Below are 21862 nucleotides of genomic sequence, written 5' to 3' on the forward strand. Positions count from 1 at the left end.
ATGGAAAAAATAGCTGAACTCAAACGCGCCAAGCTGCTGGCGCTGTCGCTGCTGCTGATTGCCGCCGCGGCGTTTATCACCACCCTGTTCCTGCCGCAGACCTTCTGGGTGCGCGGCGTGAAGGCCATTGCCGAGGCGGCGATGGTCGGCGCGCTGGCAGACTGGTTTGCCGTGGTTGCGCTTTTCCGCCGGGTGCCCATTCCGTTTATCTCGCGCCATACGGCGATTATCCCGCGCAATAAAGACCGGATCGGCGACAATCTCGGCCAGTTTGTGCAGGAGAAGTTTCTTGATACCCAGTCGCTGGTGGCACTCATCCGCCGCTATGAACCTGCGCAGATGATCGGCGCCTGGTTCAGCAAACCGGACAACGCTCAGCGCGTCGGGCTGCACTTGATGCAGGTGATGAGCGGTTTTCTCGAACTCACCGACGACGGGCGTATTCAGCGGCTGCTCAAACGGGCGGTGCATAAGGCCATCGACAAGGTCGATTTCACCGAAACCAGCGCCGTTATGCTGGAGAGCATGACCAAAAACAACCGCCACCAGGTGCTGCTGGATGCGATCATCAACCGTCTGATTACCCTGATTCAGCGGGAGAGCACGCGGGACTTTATTGCCGATCAGATTGTCCACTGGCTGAAGACCGAACATCCGCGCAAGGCGATGGTGCTGCCCACCGAGTGGCTGGGCGATCAAAGCGCGGAGATGGTGTCGAACGCGGTGAACGCGCTGCTGGACGATATCAGCCACGACCGCACGCACCAGATCCGCCAGGCGTTCGACCGCGCCACGCTGAAGCTTATCGACAACCTGAAAAACGATCCGGAAATGGCGGCGAAAGCCGACAACATCAAGCACTACCTGAAAAACGATGAGGCGTTTAACCGATATCTGGGAGAGATGTGGGCCGACCTGCGCCAGTGGCTGAAAGCGGATATGCAAAGCGAGGATTCGCGCGTGAAGCAGCGCATCGCCAACGCCGGGCTGTGGTTTGGCGAAACGCTGTCTAACGACGCCAGCCTGCGGGCGTCGCTGAACGAACATCTGGAGCAGGCCGCACACCGCCTCGCACCGGATTTCGCGGCGTTTCTGACGCGCCACATCAGCGACACGGTCAAAAGCTGGGACGCCAAAGACATGTCCCGCCAGATTGAGCTTAACATCGGTAAAGATCTGCAGTTCATCCGCGTCAACGGCACGCTGGTCGGCGGGACGATTGGCCTGATCCTGTTTTTACTCTCGCAGCTGCCTGCCGTGCTGGGGCATTAATCTACTTTGGGCGGCGCGATGACGTAGCGCGTCGCCTCGAAGCGGTTGAGGATCAGGTGCACCAGAAAGACCATCGTCAGCGTTGCGACCAGCGAAAAGGTGACGGAGGTGATGCGGTACAGATCGCTGAACACCAGGTCAGTGTCCGGGTGCATGTTCTGCCCGAACATAATGCCGATGGTCGTGATGCTGGAAAATCCCACGCCCGCGCCCACCTTTTCCATCACGTGCAGGCGCGCGCCAAACGCCAGCCCGAGGCCGATCAGCGGCATCATCAATAGCATATGGCTGCTGTGATCGTAGAGAATCAGCTGCACCACCAGAATGTAGAGACAGCCCAGCACCACGCCGACCACGCGCCAGATCGAGCTCATCACCGAACCGCGGTAGTGCATGGGGAACAGAATTAAAATCCCCGCCATTAGCGCCGAAAGCGAATCGCTTAAGTCGCTGATCTGAAACACCACGAATATCAGCGTCGCGACGGTGCCGGAGAGCAGCGACTCGTGGCGCACGCGGGCGTCGTCTTTCTCAATCAGCGGCGGCGGCCTGCGGGGCTCCACGTCCGGCAGGAGATAGTTCATCAGCGCGCTCAGGCACACCGCCATGATGCTCGCTTCGATGTTGGAAAACAGCAGCGTGTGCCAGTTGGTCGTGGGGTAGCTCATAAAATTGAGCATCACGCTCTGGCACACCACGCCCATTGAGCCAAACAGGAACAGCGGCCCCTTGCTCATAAAGCGAAAACGCATCACGTACAGGGCAAACACCACCAGCGTCATGATGACCGGCCATTGCGACAGATAGCCGATAATGAAGATCATTTCGACGCAGTTTAGTGCGGCGCTGAAGATAAACTGCTTCGCCACGTGGCGGTTAAACACCGGCACCAGCGACAGCAGCATGATCGGATAGACCACGAAAAATACGCCGTAGCTGGTGTTGTAGAAGCTGGAGATGCTGAGCGCAATCATCCCGGCGAAGACGATGCGCAGGGTCTGGCGAAAGTCGTTTGCCGTATAGACGATGTTGCCGTGCGGGGTAAATACCCGCGCCAGGGTGCTAATAGACATAGTGAAGCAGGCTCACCAGGTGGATCTGCATCCCGGAGAAAAAGCGCGCAAACGGCCCTTCGCTGTTGTAGAGCTGCACGGTCGCGCGGGCGCCGGTCGGCAGATGCTTTGGCAGCGCTTCATCCAGCGTCACGTGAATACGCATGCGTTGGGCATCGCGCACCCAGCGGTTGGAGGTTTCCGGCTCGGAGAGTTGACCGTTCACGGCCTCCTGACCTGCCAGTATCCCCGCGTCGCTGCTGGTCACGTGGGCGCGGAAAACGTGCCCCGGGAAGGCGTCGAACACCACGGCGGCGTCGGTGCCCTGATGGGTGTGGCGCAGGCTTTTTTCGCGAAAATCGGCGACGATATCGGTCTGGTTGTTCACCAGCGCCAGCGCGGCTGAACCCGAGGAAGCGTAAAAGCCCGGGCTTAACTGCAGGTTACTGACCGTGCCGTCCGCCTGGGCGTAGACCTTCGTCCAGCCGAGGTTAAGCTCCGCGTCATCCAGCGCGTTACGGTATTTTTGCAGCGTCACGTTGCGATGCTCGTCCCGCTCGCCGCGCTGAATGCGCAGGTTATGGATATTGGCCTGGATAGAGCTGACGGACTGCTCGCTGCTCTGCCAGGCGGTTCGGACCTTATCCAGATCCGCCTGCGAGACGTTCTGCAGCGTGCTCAGCTTCTGGTAGCGATCGAAGGTCACTTTATCGTTACGCGCGGTCAGCACGGCGGTTTTCAGGCTGGCCTGCGCGGCAGCGATCTGCGCATCCAGCTGTTCGTTGGAAAGGCGTGCCTGCTCAAGCGCGATTTGCGCCGCTTCCACTTTATTGCGAAACGGCGTGTCGTCGAGCTCAAACAGCAGATCGCCTTTTTTCACCTGGCTGTTGTTGTGGACATGTACCGCCGCCACGTAGCCGGAGACGCGCGGAGAAACCGGCGTCACCACGCGCATCACGGTGGAGTCCGGCGTCAGCGGGATCCAGATATCCGCGACGATAAAGTAGACAAACATCAGCAGGAAAGAGGCAATACTCACCCTTACCCAGCGGGCAAACTTTTGTTCAGGGGTCATTATTTTTCGGTCTTGTTATCTTCTTCGCGGATTGTCCGCAAATTGCAGGCGAATTGATTCAGGGTGGCGCTGAAAATGTCGATATGTTCCGGCGCGATGTTTTGCGATACGCGCGCCTGATAGGTCTCAATCACCCGAGTGAGCCTTTGTAATAGGGCTTTTCCCTCAGGCGTCAGCGTCAGAAGCCGGATGCGCTTGTCATAAGGCGATACGGAGCGCAGCAGGTAACCCTGCTTTTCCAGCTGTGTCAGGGTGCGCATCAGCGGCGGCAGTTCAATGCCCTGCACCTCCGCCAGCTCACTCACGGAGACGTTATCCCCGAGCTGATGAAGCTGCATCATCACCGTCCAGCTCGACTGGGTTAACCCGGTATCGAGAATGGCGTCGTCGATTACCGCACGCCACTGGCGCACGATCATCGCCATCCGCATGCCCATCGGCCTGCGGCTAAACAGTTCTTCTTCGCTCATGGGGAAACCTCTCGTCACACGCGGTAACGATAATAGTTATCAGGGTAAGTATCAAGAAACGAGAGGTAAAAGAGCAGGAATTGCGAAACGACGTCTCCCTCTCCCCGTGGGAGAGGGTCGGGGTGAGGGCACCAGCCCGCAGCAGAGTTTAGCGGCTAAAAAGTCTCTGAACGGCACTTTTCCCCGAAGCCGTCACCACCACCTCCCTGTACCCCGCCACCCGCTGGATCCACCCTTTGCTTTCCAGATGAATGAGCAGCGCCGCGCCCGCCTCACCGCCAAGATGAAACCGCCGCTCGCTCCAGTCCAGGCAGGTGATCAATTGCCCTTCCACCAGCCGGGCGAGATGCCCGCTGGCCGTCGACGGCGCAACGTCCGCCGCCGCGCTCAGCTCAGTGGCTGTCCACGCCCGCCCGTCCATCAGCGCGCACAGCATCTTTACACGCGACGGATCGGCCATTGCGGCAGCCACCAGGAAAGGGACAGGATTTTGCCGTCGGTCGTCAGGCTCTGAAAACGTTCGATATCAATGAAGCCGTCGATGTCCGCCAGCAGAGGTTTGAGTTCGGCAGCGAGCTGCAGGTAGCGCGCCTGATGGGCGGGCGCGGCTTTGGCTTCGAAAATGACTGCAATCATGATGGTCTCTCCGTAGTGATGTTGGGGAGATAATGCAGGGTAGAGAGGAACGATGCTTCGGCAAAGAGCGAAGTGTTGTGCCGGATGGCGCTGCGCTTATCCGGCCTGTGGGATGATGTAGGCCCGGTAAGCGCAGCGCCACCGGGCAGGTTTTAGCTTAGAATCGACCTGGGCTCCATAAACGCCCGAATTCCCCACTCGCCCATCTCGCGCCCCACGCCGGAGTGCTTAAACCCGCCGAACGGCGCCTTCGGCTCATGAGCAAGGGTATTCACCAGCACGCGACCGGAAACAATCTGCTGCGCCACGCGTCGCGCGCGGTTCGCATCGCCGCCCAGCACCATCGCGCTCAGTCCGTAGTCGGTATCATTTGCAATCGCGATCGCCTCCCCCTCGTCACGATAAGGGATCGCGCACAGCACCGGGCCGAAAATCTCATCACGGGCGACCGTCATCTGGTTGTTCACGTCGGCAAACAGCGTAGGGCGCACAAACCAGCCGTCTCGCGTGCCGTCTGGTCTCCCTTCACCACCCGCCAGCAGGCGCGCGCCCTCTTCGATTCCTTTACGGATATAGCCCTGCACCCGCTGCCACTGCTTTTCGCTGACCATCGGGCCGACGTCCGTCGCGCTATCGCGCGGATCGCCCGATTTCACCGCCGCCACGGCCTGCGCCAATGCGGCTTCGATCTCCGCCTTGCGCGCCTGCGGCACCAGAATGCGCGTTCCGGCCACGCACGCCTGCCCGCTGTTCATAAATCCGGCCTGAATCACCAGCGGGATCGCCTGCGCCAGATCCACATCATCCAGCAGGATCGTCGGCGATTTACCGCCTAACTCCAGGGTAACGCGCTTAAAGCTCTCCGCCGCGTTGCGCAGGATCGCCTTGCCGGTATTCGTCGAGCCGGTAAACGAGATTTTTGCCACGTCCGGATGACGGCTGATGGTTTCACCGACGGTTTCGCCGCGTCCGGTGACGATGTTAAACACGCCCGGCGGCAGCGCGGCATCGCGCAGCGCTTCGGTGACAATCCGGGTTTGCAGGGCGCTCATTTCGCTCGGCTTGATGACTGCCGTACAGCCCGCAGCCAGCGCGGCCGCCAGCTTGCCGCAGATAAACCCCGCGTCGCTGTTCCACGGCGTGATGAGCCCGGCCACGCCAAGCGGCGTCATCTGCACCGTCGCTGCGCCTGCGGGGGTGATAAATTCAAACGCCTCCAGCGCCTCAATGGCCTGAGCAATCACCTCCGCCGGATAGCTAGCCATCCACGCAGAGCGCGAGGCGGGCGCGCCGTACTCTTCAATGACCGCTTCCAGCAGATCGTCGTGACGGGCGGCCACGGCGGCGTGCATACGTTTTAGCGCCGCGAGGCGTTCCTGTTTAGTGGTCTGCGACCACGCCGGGAACGCCGCTTTCGCCGCCGCAACGGCGCGCTCCGCGTCAATCTCATCCGCCAGACGAACCTGGCCGATGACCTGCGCCGTCGCCGGGTTGTACAAATCAAACCACTCGTTGCCGTGCGGGGTAACAAATTCGCCGTTAATAAAGATCTGTTCGATGGTGTGCATATAAACCTCCTCAGGCTGTGTGAGCACAGTCTGTCACGGCTTCTCCATTCCGATAATCCACGCTATGCTGCAAGGGTTGTTTCGATTTTCAGGATAATCTATGCATCGTTCAGGTCTGACAGAGCTGGAAGTGGTGATGGCGGTCGTGCGACGCGGCAGCTTTCGCGCCGCCGCGCAGGAGCTGGGCATGTCAGCCACGGCGGTAAGCAACGCCATCGCCGGGCTGGAGAGCCGCCTTGATACCCGCCTCTTTAACCGCACCACCCGCAGCGTGGCGCTCACCGACGCCGGACAGCGCTACGTAGCGCGTATCGGCCCGGCCCTGCAGGAGATCCGTCTCGCCAGCGAGGAGATCCACAGCGACACCGGGGAACCCGCCGGCACGCTGCGTCTGAACGTGCCGAACCATATCGGCACCCTGTTTCTGGACCAGCTGCTGATCGACTTTATGATCCGCTACCCGAAGATGCGCGTAGAGACCGTCAGCGAAGCGCGAATGATCGACATCGTCGCGGAAGGCTACGACGCGGGGATCCGCCTTGAAGAGTCCGTGCCGCAGGACATGATCGCCGTGCCGCTGACCGGGGAGATCCGCCAGCTGGTTACCGCCACGCCGGACTATTTTGCCCGTCACGGCATTCCGCAGACGCCGGACGATCTGCTTTCGCATCAGGGGATCGGCATGCGTATGGCCCACGGCGGGATCTACCGCTGGGAGCTGGCGCGTCGGGGGGAAACGTACGCCCTTTCCGTCCCCCCGCGCTTTGCGACGTCCGATCTTTTTGCCTCGATCCGCGCCGTAAAAGCGGGATTAGGGGTGGGATTTTTGCCGGAACTGTATATCCGGGAAGAGCTGGAGCGTGGAGAACTGGTGAGCGTCTTAAACGACTGGGCGCAGCCCTTTGCCGGACTGCGCCTTTACTACCCCGGCCATCGCCACGTCCCGCCAGGCCTGCGGGCGCTGGTGGCGACGATCCGCGAGCGCGGAATTATTCCAGGTTAGCCTTGTTCAGCCCGTAAGCCGCGTCCAGCGAGCCCGGCGCCATGCGGGAGGTGATCCCCAGACGGTTCCAGGCGTTGATCGCCACGATGGCGAAGTTCAGCTCTGAAATCTCCACGTCCGAGAAGTGCTCCGCCACGCTGCGGTACAGCGCGTCGCTCACGCCGTGAACGCCAATCTGGGTCAGCGCTTCGGTGAATGCCAGCGCGGCTTTCTCGCGGGCGCTGAACAGCGGGGACTCGCGCCAGGCCGCCAGATGGTACAGGCGCAGCTCGCGCTCGCCGGCAATTTTGGCCTCTTTCGAGTGCATATCCAGGCAGAAGGTACAGCCGTTCAGCTGCGATACGCGAATGTCGATCAGGTGCTTCAGCGCCGGGTCGATGGAGGTTTTTGCCACCTCCATGCTCAGGGCAGACAGCGCGTTGGCGAGGGCGGGTGTAACTTTGTGGTGGTTAACGCGAGTGCTCATTGTCTTTCCTCTTTTTTGTGCGGCATATGTCATGCGATGCGGCAAATCTACGCCGTTCATGACATAGTAAAAAGACACAAAAAGCGTGAAACGAGGTAGGACATGAAGCCGGGCTATCACGAGATTTATTCCCGCTATCGCGACAACATCACGCGCGGCGTGCTGAAGCCGGGCGATAAGGTGCCTGCCATCCGCGTGCTGGCGGAAGAGCTGAAGGTGGCGCGTAAAACCGTCGAAACGGCGTATGCCATTCTGACGGGGGAAGGGTATCTGGTGAGCCAAGGGGCGCGCGGCACGCGGGTCAACCCGGATCTGCTGTTGCCGGATAAGAGTGCCCCTGCGGAACAGCCCACCGGCACGCTTCCGGCATCGCTCATCAGCCAGCGCGAGCGGGCCGGGTTTCTGCGCCCCGGCATCCCGGCCCTTGACAGCTTTCCGTATAAAAAATGGCTGCTGCTGGCGGGACAGGCGACGCGCGCCATGCGTCAGGAGGAGATGCTCAATCCGCCCGTTCTGGGCTGGTATCCGCTGCGCCAGGCCATCGCCAGCTATCTTAATATTTCACGCGGGCTGTCCTGCAGCGCCGAACAGGTGCTGATCACCAGCGGCTATAGCGGCAGCCTGCGGCTGATCCTCGACACGCTTGCCAGCCGCAGCGACAAGGTGGTGTTTGAAGATCCGGGCTATTTTATGGGCCAGCAGCTGCTCAAGCGGATCGTGCCGCGCCTGCACACGGTGCCGGTCGACCGCTGCGGCATCGATACGGACTACCTGCTCCGTCACCATCGCGACGCCCGTTTTGCCATCGTCACCCCGTCGCACCAGAGCCCGCTGGCGGTCACCCTCTCCCTACCGCGTAAACAGCAGCTGCTCGACTGGGCCAGCCAGAACGAGGCGTGGATTATCGAAGACGATTACGACGGTGAGTTTCACTACACCCGCAAGGTGCTGCCGTCGCTGAAAAGCCTCGACCAGCACGATCGGGTAATTTTTATGGGCACCTTCAGTAAAACCATCATGCCGTCGCTGCGCATGGGCTACGTGGTGATGCCCGCCAGCACCGTCGGGGCCTTTACCGACTGCGCGGACATTACCACCAGCGGCCAGCCGGTGCTGACGCAAAAGATCCTCACCGCGTTTCTCAACGAAGGGCATTTTTTCCGTCACCTGAAAAAGATGCGCGCGCTGTATCAGACCCGCCGCGACTGGATGATTGCGGCTCTCCGCGAGGTGTATGGCGATCTGTTTTTCACCGAGCAAAACGACGGCGGGATGCATATTGTGGCGTTCCTGACCAGAGGCAGCGGTGACCGGGAAGTGGCGCGCTGCTGGCAGGAACAGCAGCTGCAGGTGAATGCGCTTTCGGAGTGGTATCGCGGGTCGGGCAAACGCTACGGGCTGGTGATGGGCTATAACAACGTACGGTCGTATGAAGAGGCGGTGGCGTTGCTGCAGAGGCCGAAGCGGCAGACGCTTGCGCTGTTGAGCTGAAATCGCCGGGTGGCGGCTACGCCTTACCCGGCCTACGGTTTAAACATCATTGCGGGATAAACCAACGTCCTTGAGCTGCTCGTCGCTCATCTGGCTCAGGATGCGCCGGGTACGGTTGATGCGATACCAGTTGCAGATCGTTTTGCCGATCCAGACAAACACGACGAACGGACGTTTTGAACGGTTCTCATAGAATTCCATGATGCTCTCCTCACTGTACCAGTGGGGTTATCATCCTGGAAATCGGCCTGTGCAATACAGACTCAAAAACAGCTTTTGTTTAACATACAGATCCGCTAAAACAGTATCTGCATGCCAATTTTTACGGCAATCTGTACTGGTTTCACAATCTGTATGGTGAAAACAAAGGATACAGCATGACGCGCTATCAACATCTCGCCAACCTTCTGGCAGAACGCATTGAACAAGGGCTGTATCGCAGCGGCGAACGTCTGCCGTCGGTGCGCACGCTGAGCCAGGAGCACGGCGTGAGTATCAGCACCATACAGCAGGCCTATCAGATCCTCGAAAATCTCCAGCTGATCACCCCTCAGCCGCGCTCCGGCTATTTTGTCTCGCCGCGCAAGGCCCTGCCGCCGGTTCCGGCCATGACGCGCCCGGTGCAGCGCCCCGTGGACGTCACCCAGTGGGATGAGGTGATGATGCTGCTGGACGCCCGCGCCGACAAAGAGATGATCTCCTTCGGCGGCGGCTCGCCGGATATTAACCAGCCGAGCCTGAAGCCCCTGTGGCGCGAGATGAGCCGCATCGCGCAGCATAATCCTGCCGAGATGCTGAGCTATGACGTGCTCGACGGCCGCCTGGAGCTGCGCGAGCAGATCGCCCGCCTGATGCTGGACGGCGGCTCCACCGTAGCGGCGAACGAGATTGTCATCACCAACGGCTGCCACGGCGCGCTGTCGATTGCCCTGCTCTCGGTGTGCAAGCCGGGGGATATCGTGGCGGTGGAGTCGCCGTCGTTTCACGGCACCATGCAGATGCTGCGCGGGTTTGACATCAAGGCGATTGAAATTCCTACCGATCCCGAGACCGGGATCAGCATCGAGGCATTAGAGCTGGCGCTGGAGCAGTGGCCGATCAAGGCCGTGATTCTGGTGCCCAACTGCAATAACCCGCTCGGGTTTATCATGCCGGAAGCGCGGAAAAAGCAGGTTTTAGCCCTGGCCCAGCGGCACGATATCGTGATCGTGGAAGATGACATTTACGGCGAGCTGGCGGCGGAGTACCCGCGCCCGCGCACCATTCATTCGATGGATATCGACGGCCGCGTGATCCTCTGCAGCTCGTTTACCAAAACCGTGGCGCCGGGCCTGCGCGTCGGCTGGATTGTGCCGGGGCGCTATTACGACCGGGTGATGCACATGAAATACGCCGCGGGCGGGTTTAACGTGCCGGGCACGCAGATGGCGGTGGCGGCGTTTATTCGCGACGGCCATTACCATCGCCACGTGCGCCGTATGCGCCAGATTTATCAGCAGAATATGGAAACCTACACCTGCTGGGTGCGGCAGTATTTTCCGGCGGAGATTTGCGTCACGCGCCCGCAGGGAAGCTTCCTGCTGTGGATTGAGCTGCCGGAGAAGGTCGACATGGTGTGCGTCAGCAAGCAGCTGTGTCGGCTGAAGATCCAGGCCGCGGCCGGATCGCTGTTTTCCGCCTCCGGGAAGTACCGCAACTGTCTGCGGATCAACGTGGCGCTTCCGCCGACGGAGAAGAATCGCGAGGCGCTGAAGAAGATGGGTGAAGCGATTGTAATTGCAATGGAGGAGTAGTGCGGCCTGATGCCCTCACCCCGACCTTCTCCCACAGAGAGAGGGAGAAAACCGATCCTGTAGGCCCGGTAAGCGCAGCGCCACCGGGCAACAGGCAGGTTACTCGTCGAAGTACCAGTATCCCTGGTTAATCAGCCCGGTGAGCTCTTCAACAAACGCCGGGTTTTTCAGCGCATCGCCCAGCTCGGCCTGGCCGAGTTCGGTGTAGCGGCACAGCGCATCCGCCGCTTTCGCGTCTACCGTCTCCAGCTGTTCGCTGTTGATAAAGAAGCTGCCGTTGACGTTCAGCACGCGCAGGCCGCTCAGGCGGGACAGCGTTTCGCCGCCCTGCAGCGCGTCCAGCACCTCTTCCGGCGCGTACGGCGGCTCGGCGGCGGCGATATCCAGCTCGTGGCGCGGCGTCGAGACAAAGCTGCCGAACCATTTTGTGAAATCATCCGGCTTGCTAATCATGTCGAACATCATCTGACGAATGCGATCGAGCTCGTACTGCTCCACGCGGCCCGGGTGTTCGCGACAGGTCAGATCCGGATCGCTGTAGTGCTCGCCGCCCAGATCGTTTTCCAGCGCATAATCGGCGAAACTGCTGATCAGATCGCGACCGTTCGGCCCGCGGAAACCGACCGAGTAGTTAAGCGCCGTCTCATGGGTAAAGCCGTCGTGCGGGAATCCAGGCGGGATGTAGAGGATATCGCCCGGGGCCAGATCTTCGTCGATGATCGGCTCGAACGGATCGACATGCAGCAGCGCCGGATGCGGGCAGAACTGACGCATCGGCAGCTTGTCGCCCACGCGCCAGCGGCGGCTGCCCATCCCCTGAATGATAAACACGTCGTACTGATCGATATGCGGACCCACGCCGCCACCCGGCACGGAGAAGGAGATCATCAGGTCATCCAGACGCCAGTCCGGCAGGACGCGGAACGGACGCACCAGCTCCGCGGCGGGCATATGCCAGTGGTTCACCGCCTGCGCCAGCAGCGACCAGCCGGTTTCGCCCAGATCGTCAAAGTGCTCAAACGGACCATTGCTGGCCTGCCATTTGCCGTTGAAATGGCTCACCAGACGGCTATCGACTTCCGGCTCCATCGCCAGCCCTGCCAGCTCGTCCGGAGTAATCGGGTCGACAAAATTCGGGAAGGCATTTTTCAGCACTACGGGTTGTTTTTGCCAGTATTTCTCAAGAAATTCCGGCCAGTTCAGGTTCAGTTGATACGCCATGGGTAGCACCAGTGAGAGGGGAAACAGGCGCGATTATGGTGGAGAGCGTGGAGGGCTGCTTTGTCGTGGGTCAAGCGCAGATGATTTGCCTGCCACGCGCGTGTTGGCAATGATTAAACCTGGTCATTAGGTGAAGTGGTATTAAAGTAAAACTTAAATGATAATTTTTCCTGAACCTTTTCCCCCGTCCGACGTTTACTTTTACTCAAGGCATCTTACCTCTTAAAACTGGTAGTTTTTTAATTTTAAGAACAAGATTAGCATTAGAGATTGTCATTCTTTATATTTAGCTCTAAGCTATTTTCTTTTGCATACCTGGCTCATTAAAGGCAATGATTAGAATCACAAGGACTGTTGAAAGCGAACATTGCTTACAAGAATATATTTCAACGTTTTCTGCCTTAAATAATCTTATTGACCGACACCTTTCTAAAACTTATCTCAATCTTTTTGCCCGCCCTCAGCAGGCTGAAGATGGTGCGGTTGAATGGTATAGCGAAATAAATGGTAAACCCCAACGCTTTAACGCTTTAAACGTCGTTGAGCGAGACAAAATCGCCATACTCCTCTCACAAAAGCTGGCGGCACTCACTCAACTTCATCAAACACTCTCGACTAGCGCGCAGACTTCTCCCGAAACACTGCAGTTACTGGCAAAAATAGCCAGACAGCCCTCACCAGAAAGAATATGGATCGTTGACGGTCAGCCTGTGATTACAGGCTGGGACATCATGCCTGAAACTAAGTTGCCGGCAGAACCGCTGGCTAAAAAGCGTGGGTGGTTATGGCTGGGGCTTTTAGCACTGGCTCTGCTTCTGGCTCTTGTTCTCCTGCGCGGCTGCTGGCCGACTGTCAAAGTAGCCACTCCTGCCGTTTCTCCCGTCCAGCCAGCCCCTGAGCATCAGGTCAAAATGCTCTGCCCGGCACAGCGGACAAAACAGCAGGCACCTGAAATGGTTATTATTTTTGATGCTTCTGGCTCTATGGCCATGAGCATGGATGCCACACCAGAAGAGATAATGCGGTGGATGCAGGATAAACCTGTACCCGGTATCGATCGTGAACCTCGTCGCATTACGCTCGCACATCAATCCGCTAAACACATTATCGATGACGTGCCAAATGACATGGACATTAGCCTTATTGCCGCAGCTAATTGCCACCAGGTGAACGCAACTCCGGCTTTCCTGCCGGAACAACGCGCTGAGCTAAAAAAGTTAATTGATAAAATCCAGCCGGTGGGTAAAACCGCTCTGGCAGAGGCGTTAGAAGAGGCGGGGAAACGAGTTAATGGCGTTGACCGTGATGCCATAATTCTACTGGTGACGGACGGGGAAGAGACATGCGGAGGCTCGCCTTGCGATGTCGCGCTTGAGCTAAAAAAACGTAAGCCCCGATTACAGGTCAATGTTGTCGATATCATGAATACCGGCGCCGGAAACTGTATTGCCAGCAATACAGGTGGAAAGGTATTTGCTGTCAATAATACGCAGGAGTTTAATAAGATGATGAACAACGCCGTGAAGGAATATATACCGCAGGGTTGTGATTAACACATTAGAGAAAATGAATACATTGCCAGAAATATAGTTTCACAGCGAAACTTTTTTGCGGCAATCGGATATGCGCACGTCCCAATAATAAGTTTAGTTTAGGTCTAAACGTTTTCGGCCATTTGCCGATAATACTCAATATTTTGTTGCCATAAACAATTGACGCAGATTACCCGGCGTATTTGCGGCGTCCTTTTCCACAGTGGAACTTGCTTTCACTTGTTCGTTTAACAGCAAAGGCATGCAGCGTGAAAGAAATTTTTCTATGCAGTGACAAGCTCGATAAATATCAGTCGATGGGTGAGAATGGACAGGCAGTATATATTTCCGCATTACAGCTGCGTGAAACCCTACGACTTAGAAAACAAACGGCGGTTGCTGACACTTTAGCCATCCCGCAAATCAGCGAGCATGGCGATCGAATCGACTGGTATGCCCCGCTGGCCGGTGACGTTATTCCATGGACGGCCGCAACGGAAGCTGAGCGCCAGGCCGCGCTCGCGCAACTCGAAACCACCCATGCAGCGTTTCGCCAGATAAGTAATGAATTTGCCCAAAGCCAGCAGCCGGAACGCCGGCTCTTTGGGAAATTACTTGAAAAAGCGATGCAATTCCCCGATCAGCAGCACGTGTGGCTGGTAGGTGGAAAGCCGGTCATCAGTTTTTGGGGATTTGTGAACGCCACTAACCAGGCCCGCATCGAGCCGTTAGACTGTTTGCGTCCCATATCTACAGCCTTGCCTCCGCAATCAGCCAGTATTGAACCGGTGATACCAGAACGCACTTTCACGCATCAAAGGCACGCCAAAAGACGCTGGTGGTTGCTCTTACCCGCATGGTTGCGTTGGCTACTGCCGCTACTTCTGTTACTCCTTTTAGCGTTACTGTTCTTACGGGGTTGCATGCCAGGCATAACGATCCCTGGTATTTCATCTTCCGTACCCGCTTTGCCCGCGCCCCACCTTCCAACAGCCGAATCTCTTGCGCCGTCGTCAAGGGCCATCATCAGCACAACAACGTCTAAGGCGAACCTGCATTCGACAACGGGCAGTGAGATTTTAAGCACCACGGGCACTTCACTCACAACGTCACAAGAGCAATCAGCATTACAAACGCCGTCACAAAGCGCAGCAGCAACGGCATCTGCTGTGGATCCTGCGTCAGCCACGAATAGCCCTCATCCCGGCGGAACAGCACCTGCTCTCGAAGCGCCATCGGCCAATACCTCAACTGGCGCTAAAGTCCCGTTGACCCTGCCCGCATCTTCACTGGCCCAAGGAAACACCCGTTTTCTGGACGGGAACTGGCACGCAGGGGCTGGTATTCAGGATCAACGCACAGGAAAGCCCCTTAGTCTGAGTTACCAAATCAATGACGGTAAGGGCGAAGTAAAGATGATCCGTGGCGACGGTGTGACCTGTCGTGGCGCGGTCAACGCGGCCATTCAGTCAGGTCATCTCGCCATTAACAATCAGGGAGAAGCACTGTGCTCCGATGGCTCACGCTACCAAATGCCAGAAATTCTGTGTGCTCCCGGCGCGCAAAACATTGCGGATTGCAAAGGCCGTTACGACGCCAAAACACTTTTCCCTATTTCGATGAAGCAGGAGGCAAGTCAGTAAATGCTCGCTGAACTCACTGATTTTAAAAAACAGGTCAAACTTATTCGCGACAGCGGGATCCAGTTCCTTGATTTCGCCTTTACCCTGCCAACGCGTAAAGAATATGGGGAATTTCTTCGTCAACAGGGCGACGAGGCTATTATGCGGCTTATCTATAATGAGAGGGAAGATAAGCTGCAGATCCCTCAGCCTGACAGCGAACCTCCTCGCTACGCAGACTCCGACTACACATTGACGACCGAAGAGTCGCTACGCCTCTATCGCGGCCTCTGGTTACCGCTGCCATTTTTCCGCTTCAACCCGCCACGAGCCTTTGCTCACGGGCCGTATAACTGGTCACGCGTCCAGTTCCATGAGCTGCCTGAGCCGGATGAAAAGGGCAATACCTGGCGCGCTACTCTGATTTTTGATACCAAAATTTTCCCGGATCGCGAGAATACGCAGTATCTCGCACCGGGCGAGGATGATATCCGTTCAGGCGCGGGATTTGCTCTGGCACGCCATCCTCACGAGATGGGGGAGTTTCTCTCACTGCCATGGGTGAATGAATGGCTACGGGAAATTTTCAGTACTCAGGCTCGCGAAGTATTACGCCAACATATTGATGACATTGATGAACAACTACTGCAGAAGGAACATCAGGCGCATTATCTTAACCTGCTGCATGTCCTGGCGACGACGATTGTCGTTCCTGAAGTACAGGTCAACGACGTAAAAATCCGGGACTCAGCGATACCTGTAGATCTCGTGCTGGACATTGGTAACTCACGTAGCTGCGGCATCCTGATCGAAGAACATCGTGACGACAATAAAGGGCTTTCTCAACTTTATCAGCTTCAGCTCCGAGATTTGAGCCAACCGCAATTTGTTTATAACGAGCCTTTTGACAGCCGTCTCGAGTTTGCCCAGGCCGAATTCGGCAAGCAGGATTTCTCGCTAAAAAGCGGGCGCAGCGATGCCTTCACATGGCCAACCATTGGACGCGTCGGCGGAGAAGCCTTCAGAATGGCGGCTCAACGCCTGGGTACCGAGGGCTCAACAGGGATCTCCAGCCCTAAACGCTACCTCTGGGACGATCAACCCTATTCACCGGGATGGCGCTTTAGCCAGGCCTTCGTGAAAAGTGACAGAGAGCCGTTAGCCACTGCAGCACCGCTGCTGTATATGATCAACGATCAGGGGAAATTGCTCATTCGCCTGAAAAATGAAGAAGACCGTATGCCCGTCTTCACGCCGGTATACAGTCGTAGCTCGCTGATGACGATGATGTTGTCAGAGGTATTAAGCCAGGCTCTCATGCAAATCAACAGCCCTTCACAGCGGCTGAAGATGAACCACGCCAGCACACCGCGTCGTTTACGAAATGTCATTATGACTGTCCCTCCGGCGATGCCAAAGCCTGAGCGCGCTATCTTTGAGGAGAGCATGCATGACGCTATCCGCATGGTCTGGAAAGCGCTCGGCTGGGAAGAGATGGATTATGAAGGCGATGACCCGCAGTGCTTGAAATACGCCCATCCAGGCGTACACGTGAAGTGGGACGAAGCCACCTGTGGGCAGTTGGTATATCTCTATAACGAAACGCAGAACTACTTTGGCGGTCGCACGGACGAATTTTTTGCAGCTACTCGCCGTCCCGATACTCAAAAGGACACCAGCGATACACGCTCATTAAAAATCGCGTCGATTGACATTGGCGGAGGAACGACCGATCTCGTCATTTCTCGCTACACGCTGGATGAAGGCCAGGGCATTAACGTCCGGATTACCCCGAAACAGCTTTTCCGTGAAGGGTTTAAGGTAGCAGGCGACGACATACTGCTGGATGTTATACGGCTTTTCCTCCAGCCAGCAGTAAAAGCGGCCATGACCAAAGTCGGCCACAGCGATCTTGCAGCCGAATCAATGATGTCACAACTGTTCGGTAGTGAATCGATCGAAGCCGGAAAACAGGTATTACGTCAGCAGCTTACATTACAGATCTTCGCGCCTCTGGCGTTATCTATTTTGCATCGCTATGAAGAGTACTCCCCGGAAAATGGGCGGGAGATACTGAATTACACCTTCCGTGAGCTACTTGCCGATAATCTTCCAACCGAGAAAGTACAGGATTACGTCAACGACGTTGCCCGTTCCGGACAGCTTGCGAGCGAAGTACCGTTCTCCATTCTGGATGTACCGCTGGAGTTGGATCTTGCGCGTCTGCACAATGAATTTATCGACCCTCGCAGCGGGCGAATGAACATTTGCCACAGCCTGCGCGCGTTGTGCGAAGTGCTTTGGCACTACAACTGCGATGTATTACTTTTAACCGGTCGTCCATCCCGCCTGCCGGGAATCCAAGCGCTCATTCGCCAGCTTCAACCTGTTCCCCCTTCTCGCGTGCTGCCACTCCATGGTTATGAAACCGGTGGCTGGTATCCGTTTAACAAGAAAGGATGCATTGACGATCCGAAATCGACAGCCGTTGTGGGGGCGATGCTGTGCCTGTTAGCGGAGAAATCCAGGCTCAACAACTTCTTCTTCCGCACTGCGAACTTTAAGCCTTATTCAACCATCCGCTATGTCGGGATGCTTGATGGAAACAATGTGATTAAAGACAGCAATGTCGCCTATCGCGACGTTGATTTGGACTCCGCTGATTTCCAGTTACCGGAAGGGAAAGGCTTTGAAGCACGGGGGGAAGTGCGTATCGGTTTCCGCCAGCTTGATAACGAACGCTGGCCATCGACCGCACTTTACACCCTAAAAATTACCAGTGCGAACCTGGCAAGCGAGCTGTCGGGTGATGCTGTAATAAGCATCGGTTTAACCGCAGAACAGGGACGTGGACGTAGTAGCGAAGAACCGGTCAGTCCGGAGCGCTTCCAGATTGGCTCGATGGAAATGAAAAACGCACAGCGCGGTTATGGTCGTAGAGATGTTGCATTCCAGTTGAACACAATGGTCGGTAATGGGCTGAGTGAAACCCATTACTGGCTGGATAGCGGGAGTATTAAAAGCTAATGAGCACTATTCATCCCAACACCATTATCCAGGGCTGGAATGGCGTCGAACAAGGTGCAGGCCGGGCCATTGACTGGATCGCAAGCGTTCGTCAGGACGCGCCGCGCCTGAACACTGAAGCCGATCGCCTGACCATGAACTTGCGCCGCAGCCGTAACAAAGCACGCAGATTGGCGCAGGCCGCAGCGAAACCGATGACAATCGGCTTCTTTGGCTTGTCGCAGGCAGGCAAATCGTATCTCATTTCCGCGCTGGCTGCGGGTGAAAACGGAAAGCTGGAAACACGTCTCGGCGGCAATCAGCTCGATTTTCTGACCCACATCAACCCGCCTGGCGGCGGCAAAGAGGCGACGGGTCTTGTTACCCGGTTTAGCCGCAGTGCTCAGAGCTCAGACGACCGCTGGCCTGTCACGTTACAGCTCTTCAACGAAGTGGAAATGGGGAAGATCCTCGCCAACGCATTCATCCATGACTTCAACCAGGAAAAATTTGACTGGCAGTTCGATGAAAAACGCATCAGCGATCTGTTAACGTCCCTGTCGAAACGACGCCTGACCTCCCGCAGCCCTGGCGTGACCGAAGATGACGTAGTTTCTTTTTGGGATTACCTCATCCGCCATGCTGAGAAAACGCAAAGCCGTTTTGCCCTGACCTACTGGCCACAGGCAGTAAGCCTCGCACCATGGCTTTCTGTTGAAGATCGCGGCCAGCTTTTCTCCGTTTTATGGGGCGAAGTACCAGAACTAACCAATGCCTATATCCGTTTTGCCAACACGCTACAGCGTCTCGGTGGAGTGCAGGAGCTGCGTGCCCCGCTGAGCACGCTGGTTCGTAACGAAAACGGCCTGCTTATCCAGCGGGATAGCATCATGAACGTCGATATGCTGGAGCGGCTGAATACTCCGTCGGATCAGACTATTGAAGTCTGTCCTGTGGTAAATGGGCAAACGGGTGCGTCTATTTCGCTATCGCTGGCAGAGCTCACTGCGCTTACCGTTGAATTGCATATCCCGTTAATGGCTCCGCCTCGCGAAACAATCTTCGAAGCCGTCGACTTGCTTGATTTCCCGGGTTATCGCGGCCGTCTGGCGGTGGAGTCCATGAGTGATGTCACTCGCGAGGTTAAAAATGCAGAGAGCAACCCGCTAGCGCAGTTAATTTTGCGCGGAAAAGTGGCCTATCTTTTTGAACGTTATACCGAAAACCAGGAGATGAATGTCCTGGTGGTGTGTACGGCCTCAACAAAACAGTCTGATGTCAAAGAAGTGGGCGGCGTTCTGGACGAGTGGATCCGTTACACCCAGGGCGCCGATGCCGACGCGCGTGGTCGTCGCTTACCTGGCCTAGTCTGGGCATTAACCATGTTTGATCTGCGCATTAGCCAAAACCTTTCCCATGACGAAGCACTTCTTCGCCAGTCCTGGGGGCTTGGCGGGATGATCAAAATGGCGATGACCGAGCGTTTTGGCCAGTACAAATGGATGCAGGAATGGAGCCAGGGTCAGGCGTTCAATAACACGTTCCTGGTACGCAAACCGCGCCAGCAAACGCCCTTTATCCGCATGAACGCAGGTAGTGAAGCGACTTTCAACGACGACAATGGCGGGCAGCTCGCACTGATGCGGAAAACCTTCCTTGAAGATGAAGCTGTCGCTCGCTACATCGCGAACCCTGCTGAAGCCTGGGATGCGATGCTCACCCTCAACGACGGTGGTATGCGCCGAATGGCCGATTATCTGGCCCGCGTCGCCCGCCCTGAACTGAAACTGGAGCGGATCGCAGAACAGCTCGACGAGATCCGCCACGAACTGGTCGAAGGGGGACTGGGGAACTGGTACCAGCCGGACGGCGAAGAAGAGCTGTCCAGAAAATCCCGAATTGCGCAAGAGATCCTTGCCACCCTGAAAAAACGCAGCGGCATGCACGGCGAACTGCTGGCGCGGTTGGTTCCGGCACGCCGCGATCTCCATGCACTTTACATGCAGCAAACGACCCTGTCTGCGCCTGAAGCAGAAGAAGAAGATGCAGGATTCTTTGATATCGGTGTGGAAGATGCTTTCGAAAGCAGCGCAACTGCGGTGACGACGCACAGCCATGAGATCGCTTTCGCGCACCAGAGCGTTCAGCTCTGGATTAACCATCTGCGCGGCCTGCCTGAAACCGCCGCCATGCTCAACTACATCAGTCTTCCGCGCCCGATTGCCGAAGCGCTGGTAGACGAATTGATCACGGGGTTATTGCGTTCACGTGTCGAGGACGCGCTGGTCAATGCAATGAAAAATACCGAGCAGGCTGGCGTTCGTCGCGAACGCATGGTCGAGCGTCAGGTTTCACGCGTGCTTCACGTGATGAGCGATTTCATCACCTGGCTGGGCTATCAAAATATGCCGGAATCGAAACGCCCGGCCCGTCTCAACCAGCCCGAACAGCCGATCTTTACCCGTCCACCAACGTGCGACAGCGTGGTCTGGAAAGGTGATGAACGCCTGGCACGCCTGACGCCGCAACAGCTGAACTACAGTGCCTTCTTTATCATCGACTGGCTGGTTGGCCTGGAAGCACTCATTACCGAAAACGCAGGTCATTCTGCCGGACGCGAGATTAGCGTCGCGCAGAACGAAAATCTGGGCGTCATTCTCCGCCAGATTAAATTGGCAAAGGAGTAACTGGACGTGATCAAACCTGAACTTAAGACGCTGACCCCTATACAACCAGGATTCGCATTGCTCTTGTTGAAAGGCTGGAAAGGCGATGCCGAGGGCGTCACAATCTCGGTAGTACGTAATCAGGATCGTCTGTATCTGGATAGCCACGGTGATTGGGTCAGTGGCGAGATTTTCCTCGCCCTTCCTCCATTGATACAAAATGAGGAGACGCCCTGCGTTCAGGTCGGCCCTTCTCTGATCGATCCACTACTCGCCAACCGCCAGGCGGCCTATCGCATCACCATCAAAGATGGAAGTAATAAGGATATGGGGATTCTGACCATCGCTGAAGGGCTACTTAGCTCCCAGGCCGGTGGTGAAAACCCACTCCCGGAAAATATACAGACGCTGAATGATACTCCCATCGTGCAGCCGATGTCCGTTCAAGAACCGGAACCTGTCGTTTTAGAACCTGTCGCAGAAAAGCCTGTATCTCAACAGCCGCAGAAGCCGAAAAGTAAGCTGCCGTTATTTGCGGGATTAGCCATTCTATTGCTCCTGCTGGCCGCTGCTGGGTGGTGGTTTACCCGTAAGCCAGAGCCTGCAATTCCAGCGGCACCTCCCGCGCCCGTCGCGAAAATTACCGGGCCGTGTGGTGATGAACAAATGGCGAGCGGCAATGAAATGGCGTTCGTTAAAGGGTGCCTGCGTAGCCAGCCAAGTAGTGCACAACTGCTGGACGTCATCGCAAAAGCGAAAGCGGCAAAACATTGCGATATCGCTCAGCGCCTTTACGCCTATAAAGCCCAGTCCGGCGATACGCAGATGGCCGTTCGTTATGCACAAGAATATGACCCGAAAACCGCAAAACCAGGGGGATGCTTCAATCCTGACGCAGAGACAGCGGCGTATTGGTATGAGTCGGTTGTAAATCAGGACCCGCAGAATAACGAGGCCAAAGCCCGTTTAGCTGAGCTGAAGAAATAGGA

General features: G+C 56.8%; 17 protein-coding genes and 1 pseudogene. 9 read left to right on the forward strand and 9 right to left on the reverse strand.

Annotation, left to right across the window (positions count from 1 at the left end; translation table 11 throughout):
* Complete coding sequence (locus FOY96_RS18775) at positions 1 to 1272, forward strand: DUF445 domain-containing protein (protein WP_048980604.1); 1272 nt, start codon at positions 1 to 3, stop codon at positions 1270 to 1272.
* Here FOY96_RS18775 and FOY96_RS18780 read toward each other — a convergent pair.
* From FOY96_RS18780 to FOY96_RS18805, 6 genes and pseudogenes are all read right to left on the reverse strand, one after another.
* Positions 1269 to 2345 (reverse strand): DUF2955 domain-containing protein, encoded by a 1077-nt coding sequence (locus FOY96_RS18780; RefSeq protein WP_143347572.1) that lies wholly within the window; start codon positions 2343 to 2345, stop codon positions 1269 to 1271. The two genes, FOY96_RS18775 and FOY96_RS18780, sit on opposite strands and share 4 nt — an antisense overlap.
* Positions 2335 to 3402 carry an HlyD family secretion protein gene (locus tag FOY96_RS18785; RefSeq protein ID WP_143347573.1) on the reverse strand — a complete coding sequence of 356 codons (1068 nt, stop codon included), beginning with the start codon at positions 3400 to 3402 and terminating at the stop codon, positions 2335 to 2337. The genes FOY96_RS18780 and FOY96_RS18785 overlap by 11 nt, the downstream gene beginning before the upstream one ends.
* Positions 3399 to 3869 (reverse strand): MarR family winged helix-turn-helix transcriptional regulator, encoded by a 471-nt coding sequence (locus tag FOY96_RS18790; protein ID WP_064673177.1) that lies wholly within the window; start codon positions 3867 to 3869, stop codon positions 3399 to 3401. The genes FOY96_RS18785 and FOY96_RS18790 overlap by 4 nt, the downstream gene beginning before the upstream one ends.
* Before the next feature lie 148 nt (positions 3870 to 4017).
* A complete protein-coding gene (locus FOY96_RS18795) occupies positions 4018 to 4329 on the reverse strand; it encodes an ArsR/SmtB family transcription factor (protein ID WP_269473757.1) in 312 nt (103 codons plus the stop codon).
* Positions 4317 to 4505, reverse strand: a pseudogene (locus FOY96_RS18800) (antibiotic biosynthesis monooxygenase family protein); the annotation flags it as partial. The gene FOY96_RS18795 and the pseudogene FOY96_RS18800, both read right to left, overlap by 13 nt.
* A 152-nt stretch (positions 4506 to 4657) precedes the next feature.
* Positions 4658 to 6073, reverse strand: coding sequence for an aldehyde dehydrogenase family protein (locus FOY96_RS18805; RefSeq protein WP_143347575.1), 1416 nt, complete (start codon positions 6071 to 6073; stop codon positions 4658 to 4660).
* Between the two features lie 100 nt (positions 6074 to 6173).
* On the opposite strand from FOY96_RS18805, the gene FOY96_RS18810 reads away from it, so the two are divergent.
* The gene (locus tag FOY96_RS18810) at positions 6174 to 7076 is read left to right on the forward strand and encodes a LysR family transcriptional regulator (protein WP_045888817.1); all 903 of its coding nucleotides are present in this window, start codon (positions 6174 to 6176) and stop codon (positions 7074 to 7076) included.
* On the opposite strand, the gene FOY96_RS18815 is transcribed toward FOY96_RS18810, so the two are convergent.
* Positions 7063 to 7542, reverse strand: a complete 480-nt coding sequence (locus tag FOY96_RS18815) for a carboxymuconolactone decarboxylase family protein (RefSeq protein WP_014882392.1) — start codon at positions 7540 to 7542, stop codon at positions 7063 to 7065. The genes FOY96_RS18810 and FOY96_RS18815 overlap by 14 nt on opposite strands.
* Positions 7543 to 7644: 102 nt before the next feature.
* Here FOY96_RS18815 and pdxR point away from each other — a divergent pair, with 102 nt between their 5' ends.
* Positions 7645 to 9033, forward strand: a complete 1389-nt coding sequence (gene pdxR, locus FOY96_RS18820; protein ID WP_143347576.1) for a MocR-like pyridoxine biosynthesis transcription factor PdxR — start codon at positions 7645 to 7647, stop codon at positions 9031 to 9033.
* 39 nt (positions 9034 to 9072) lie between these two features.
* Here the strand turns inward: pdxR and FOY96_RS18825 are convergent, their stop codons facing one another.
* Positions 9073 to 9234: a DUF1127 domain-containing protein gene (locus FOY96_RS18825; protein ID WP_039260956.1), complete on the reverse strand. Its 162-nt coding sequence runs from the start codon at positions 9232 to 9234 to the stop codon at positions 9073 to 9075.
* 176 nt (positions 9235 to 9410) lie between these two features.
* Between FOY96_RS18825 and FOY96_RS18830 the strand changes: the two genes are divergently transcribed.
* Entirely contained in the window at positions 9411 to 10826 is a 1416-nt protein-coding gene (locus FOY96_RS18830; RefSeq protein WP_143347577.1) for an aminotransferase-like domain-containing protein, read from the forward strand.
* 99 nt (positions 10827 to 10925) lie between these two features.
* Here the strand turns inward: FOY96_RS18830 and FOY96_RS18835 are convergent, their stop codons facing one another.
* Positions 10926 to 12047, reverse strand: coding sequence for a ribosomal protein uL16 3-hydroxylase (locus tag FOY96_RS18835; protein ID WP_143347578.1), 1122 nt, complete (start codon positions 12045 to 12047; stop codon positions 10926 to 10928).
* A 332-nt stretch (positions 12048 to 12379) separates the two neighbouring features.
* On the opposite strand from FOY96_RS18835, the gene FOY96_RS18840 reads away from it, so the two are divergent.
* The 5 genes from FOY96_RS18840 (at position 12380) to FOY96_RS18860 (ending at position 21860) form a co-directional block, all read left to right on the forward strand.
* Positions 12380 to 13600: a VWA domain-containing protein gene (locus FOY96_RS18840; RefSeq protein WP_033144537.1), complete on the forward strand. Its 1221-nt coding sequence runs from the start codon at positions 12380 to 12382 to the stop codon at positions 13598 to 13600.
* A 248-nt stretch (positions 13601 to 13848) separates the two neighbouring features.
* The gene (locus FOY96_RS18845; protein ID WP_269473758.1) at positions 13849 to 15222 is read left to right on the forward strand and encodes an SrfA family protein; all 1374 of its coding nucleotides are present in this window, start codon (positions 13849 to 13851) and stop codon (positions 15220 to 15222) included.
* The gene (locus tag FOY96_RS18850; RefSeq protein WP_033144535.1) at positions 15223 to 18228 is read left to right on the forward strand and encodes a virulence factor SrfB; all 3006 of its coding nucleotides are present in this window, start codon (positions 15223 to 15225) and stop codon (positions 18226 to 18228) included.
* Complete coding sequence (locus FOY96_RS18855; RefSeq protein WP_143347579.1) at positions 18228 to 20894, forward strand: putative virulence factor; 2667 nt, start codon at positions 18228 to 18230, stop codon at positions 20892 to 20894. Before FOY96_RS18850 ends, FOY96_RS18855 begins: the two co-directional genes overlap by 1 nt.
* A gap of 6 nt (positions 20895 to 20900) precedes the next feature.
* On the forward strand, positions 20901 to 21860 hold the full coding sequence (locus FOY96_RS18860; RefSeq protein WP_143347580.1) for a hypothetical protein: 960 nt from the start codon (positions 20901 to 20903) through the stop codon (positions 21858 to 21860).
* Positions 21861 to 21862 lie beyond the last annotated feature (2 nt).

Origin of the sequence: Enterobacter asburiae (genome assembly GCF_007035645.1) — a bacterium.
Lineage (GTDB): Bacteria > Pseudomonadota > Gammaproteobacteria > Enterobacterales > Enterobacteriaceae > Enterobacter > Enterobacter asburiae_B.

Excerpts from the sequence above, each read along its gene's own strand:
- FOY96_RS18775 (WP_048980604.1), top strand. The coding sequence starts at position 1 with ATGGAAAAAATAGCTGAACTCAAACGCGCCAAGCTGCTGGCGCTGTCG.
- FOY96_RS18780 (WP_143347572.1), bottom strand. The coding sequence starts at position 2,345 with ATGTCTATTAGCACCCTGGCGCGGGTATTTACCCCGCACGGCAACATC.
- FOY96_RS18790 (WP_064673177.1), bottom strand. The coding sequence starts at position 3,869 with ATGAGCGAAGAAGAACTGTTTAGCCGCAGGCCGATGGGCATGCGGATG.
- FOY96_RS18795 (WP_269473757.1), bottom strand. The coding sequence starts at position 4,329 with ATGGCCGATCCGTCGCGTGTAAAGATGCTGTGCGCGCTGATGGACGGG.
- FOY96_RS18805 (WP_143347575.1), bottom strand. The coding sequence starts at position 6,073 with ATGCACACCATCGAACAGATCTTTATTAACGGCGAATTTGTTACCCCG.
- FOY96_RS18810 (WP_045888817.1), top strand. The coding sequence starts at position 6,174 with ATGCATCGTTCAGGTCTGACAGAGCTGGAAGTGGTGATGGCGGTCGTG.
- FOY96_RS18815 (WP_014882392.1), bottom strand. The coding sequence starts at position 7,542 with ATGAGCACTCGCGTTAACCACCACAAAGTTACACCCGCCCTCGCCAAC.
- pdxR (WP_143347576.1), top strand. The coding sequence starts at position 7,645 with ATGAAGCCGGGCTATCACGAGATTTATTCCCGCTATCGCGACAACATC.
- FOY96_RS18825 (WP_039260956.1), bottom strand. The coding sequence starts at position 9,234 with ATGGAATTCTATGAGAACCGTTCAAAACGTCCGTTCGTCGTGTTTGTC.
- FOY96_RS18830 (WP_143347577.1), top strand. The coding sequence starts at position 9,411 with ATGACGCGCTATCAACATCTCGCCAACCTTCTGGCAGAACGCATTGAA.
- FOY96_RS18835 (WP_143347578.1), bottom strand. The coding sequence starts at position 12,047 with ATGGCGTATCAACTGAACCTGAACTGGCCGGAATTTCTTGAGAAATAC.
- FOY96_RS18840 (WP_033144537.1), top strand. The coding sequence starts at position 12,380 with ATGATTAGAATCACAAGGACTGTTGAAAGCGAACATTGCTTACAAGAA.
- FOY96_RS18850 (WP_033144535.1), top strand. The coding sequence starts at position 15,223 with ATGCTCGCTGAACTCACTGATTTTAAAAAACAGGTCAAACTTATTCGC.
- FOY96_RS18855 (WP_143347579.1), top strand. The coding sequence starts at position 18,228 with ATGAGCACTATTCATCCCAACACCATTATCCAGGGCTGGAATGGCGTC.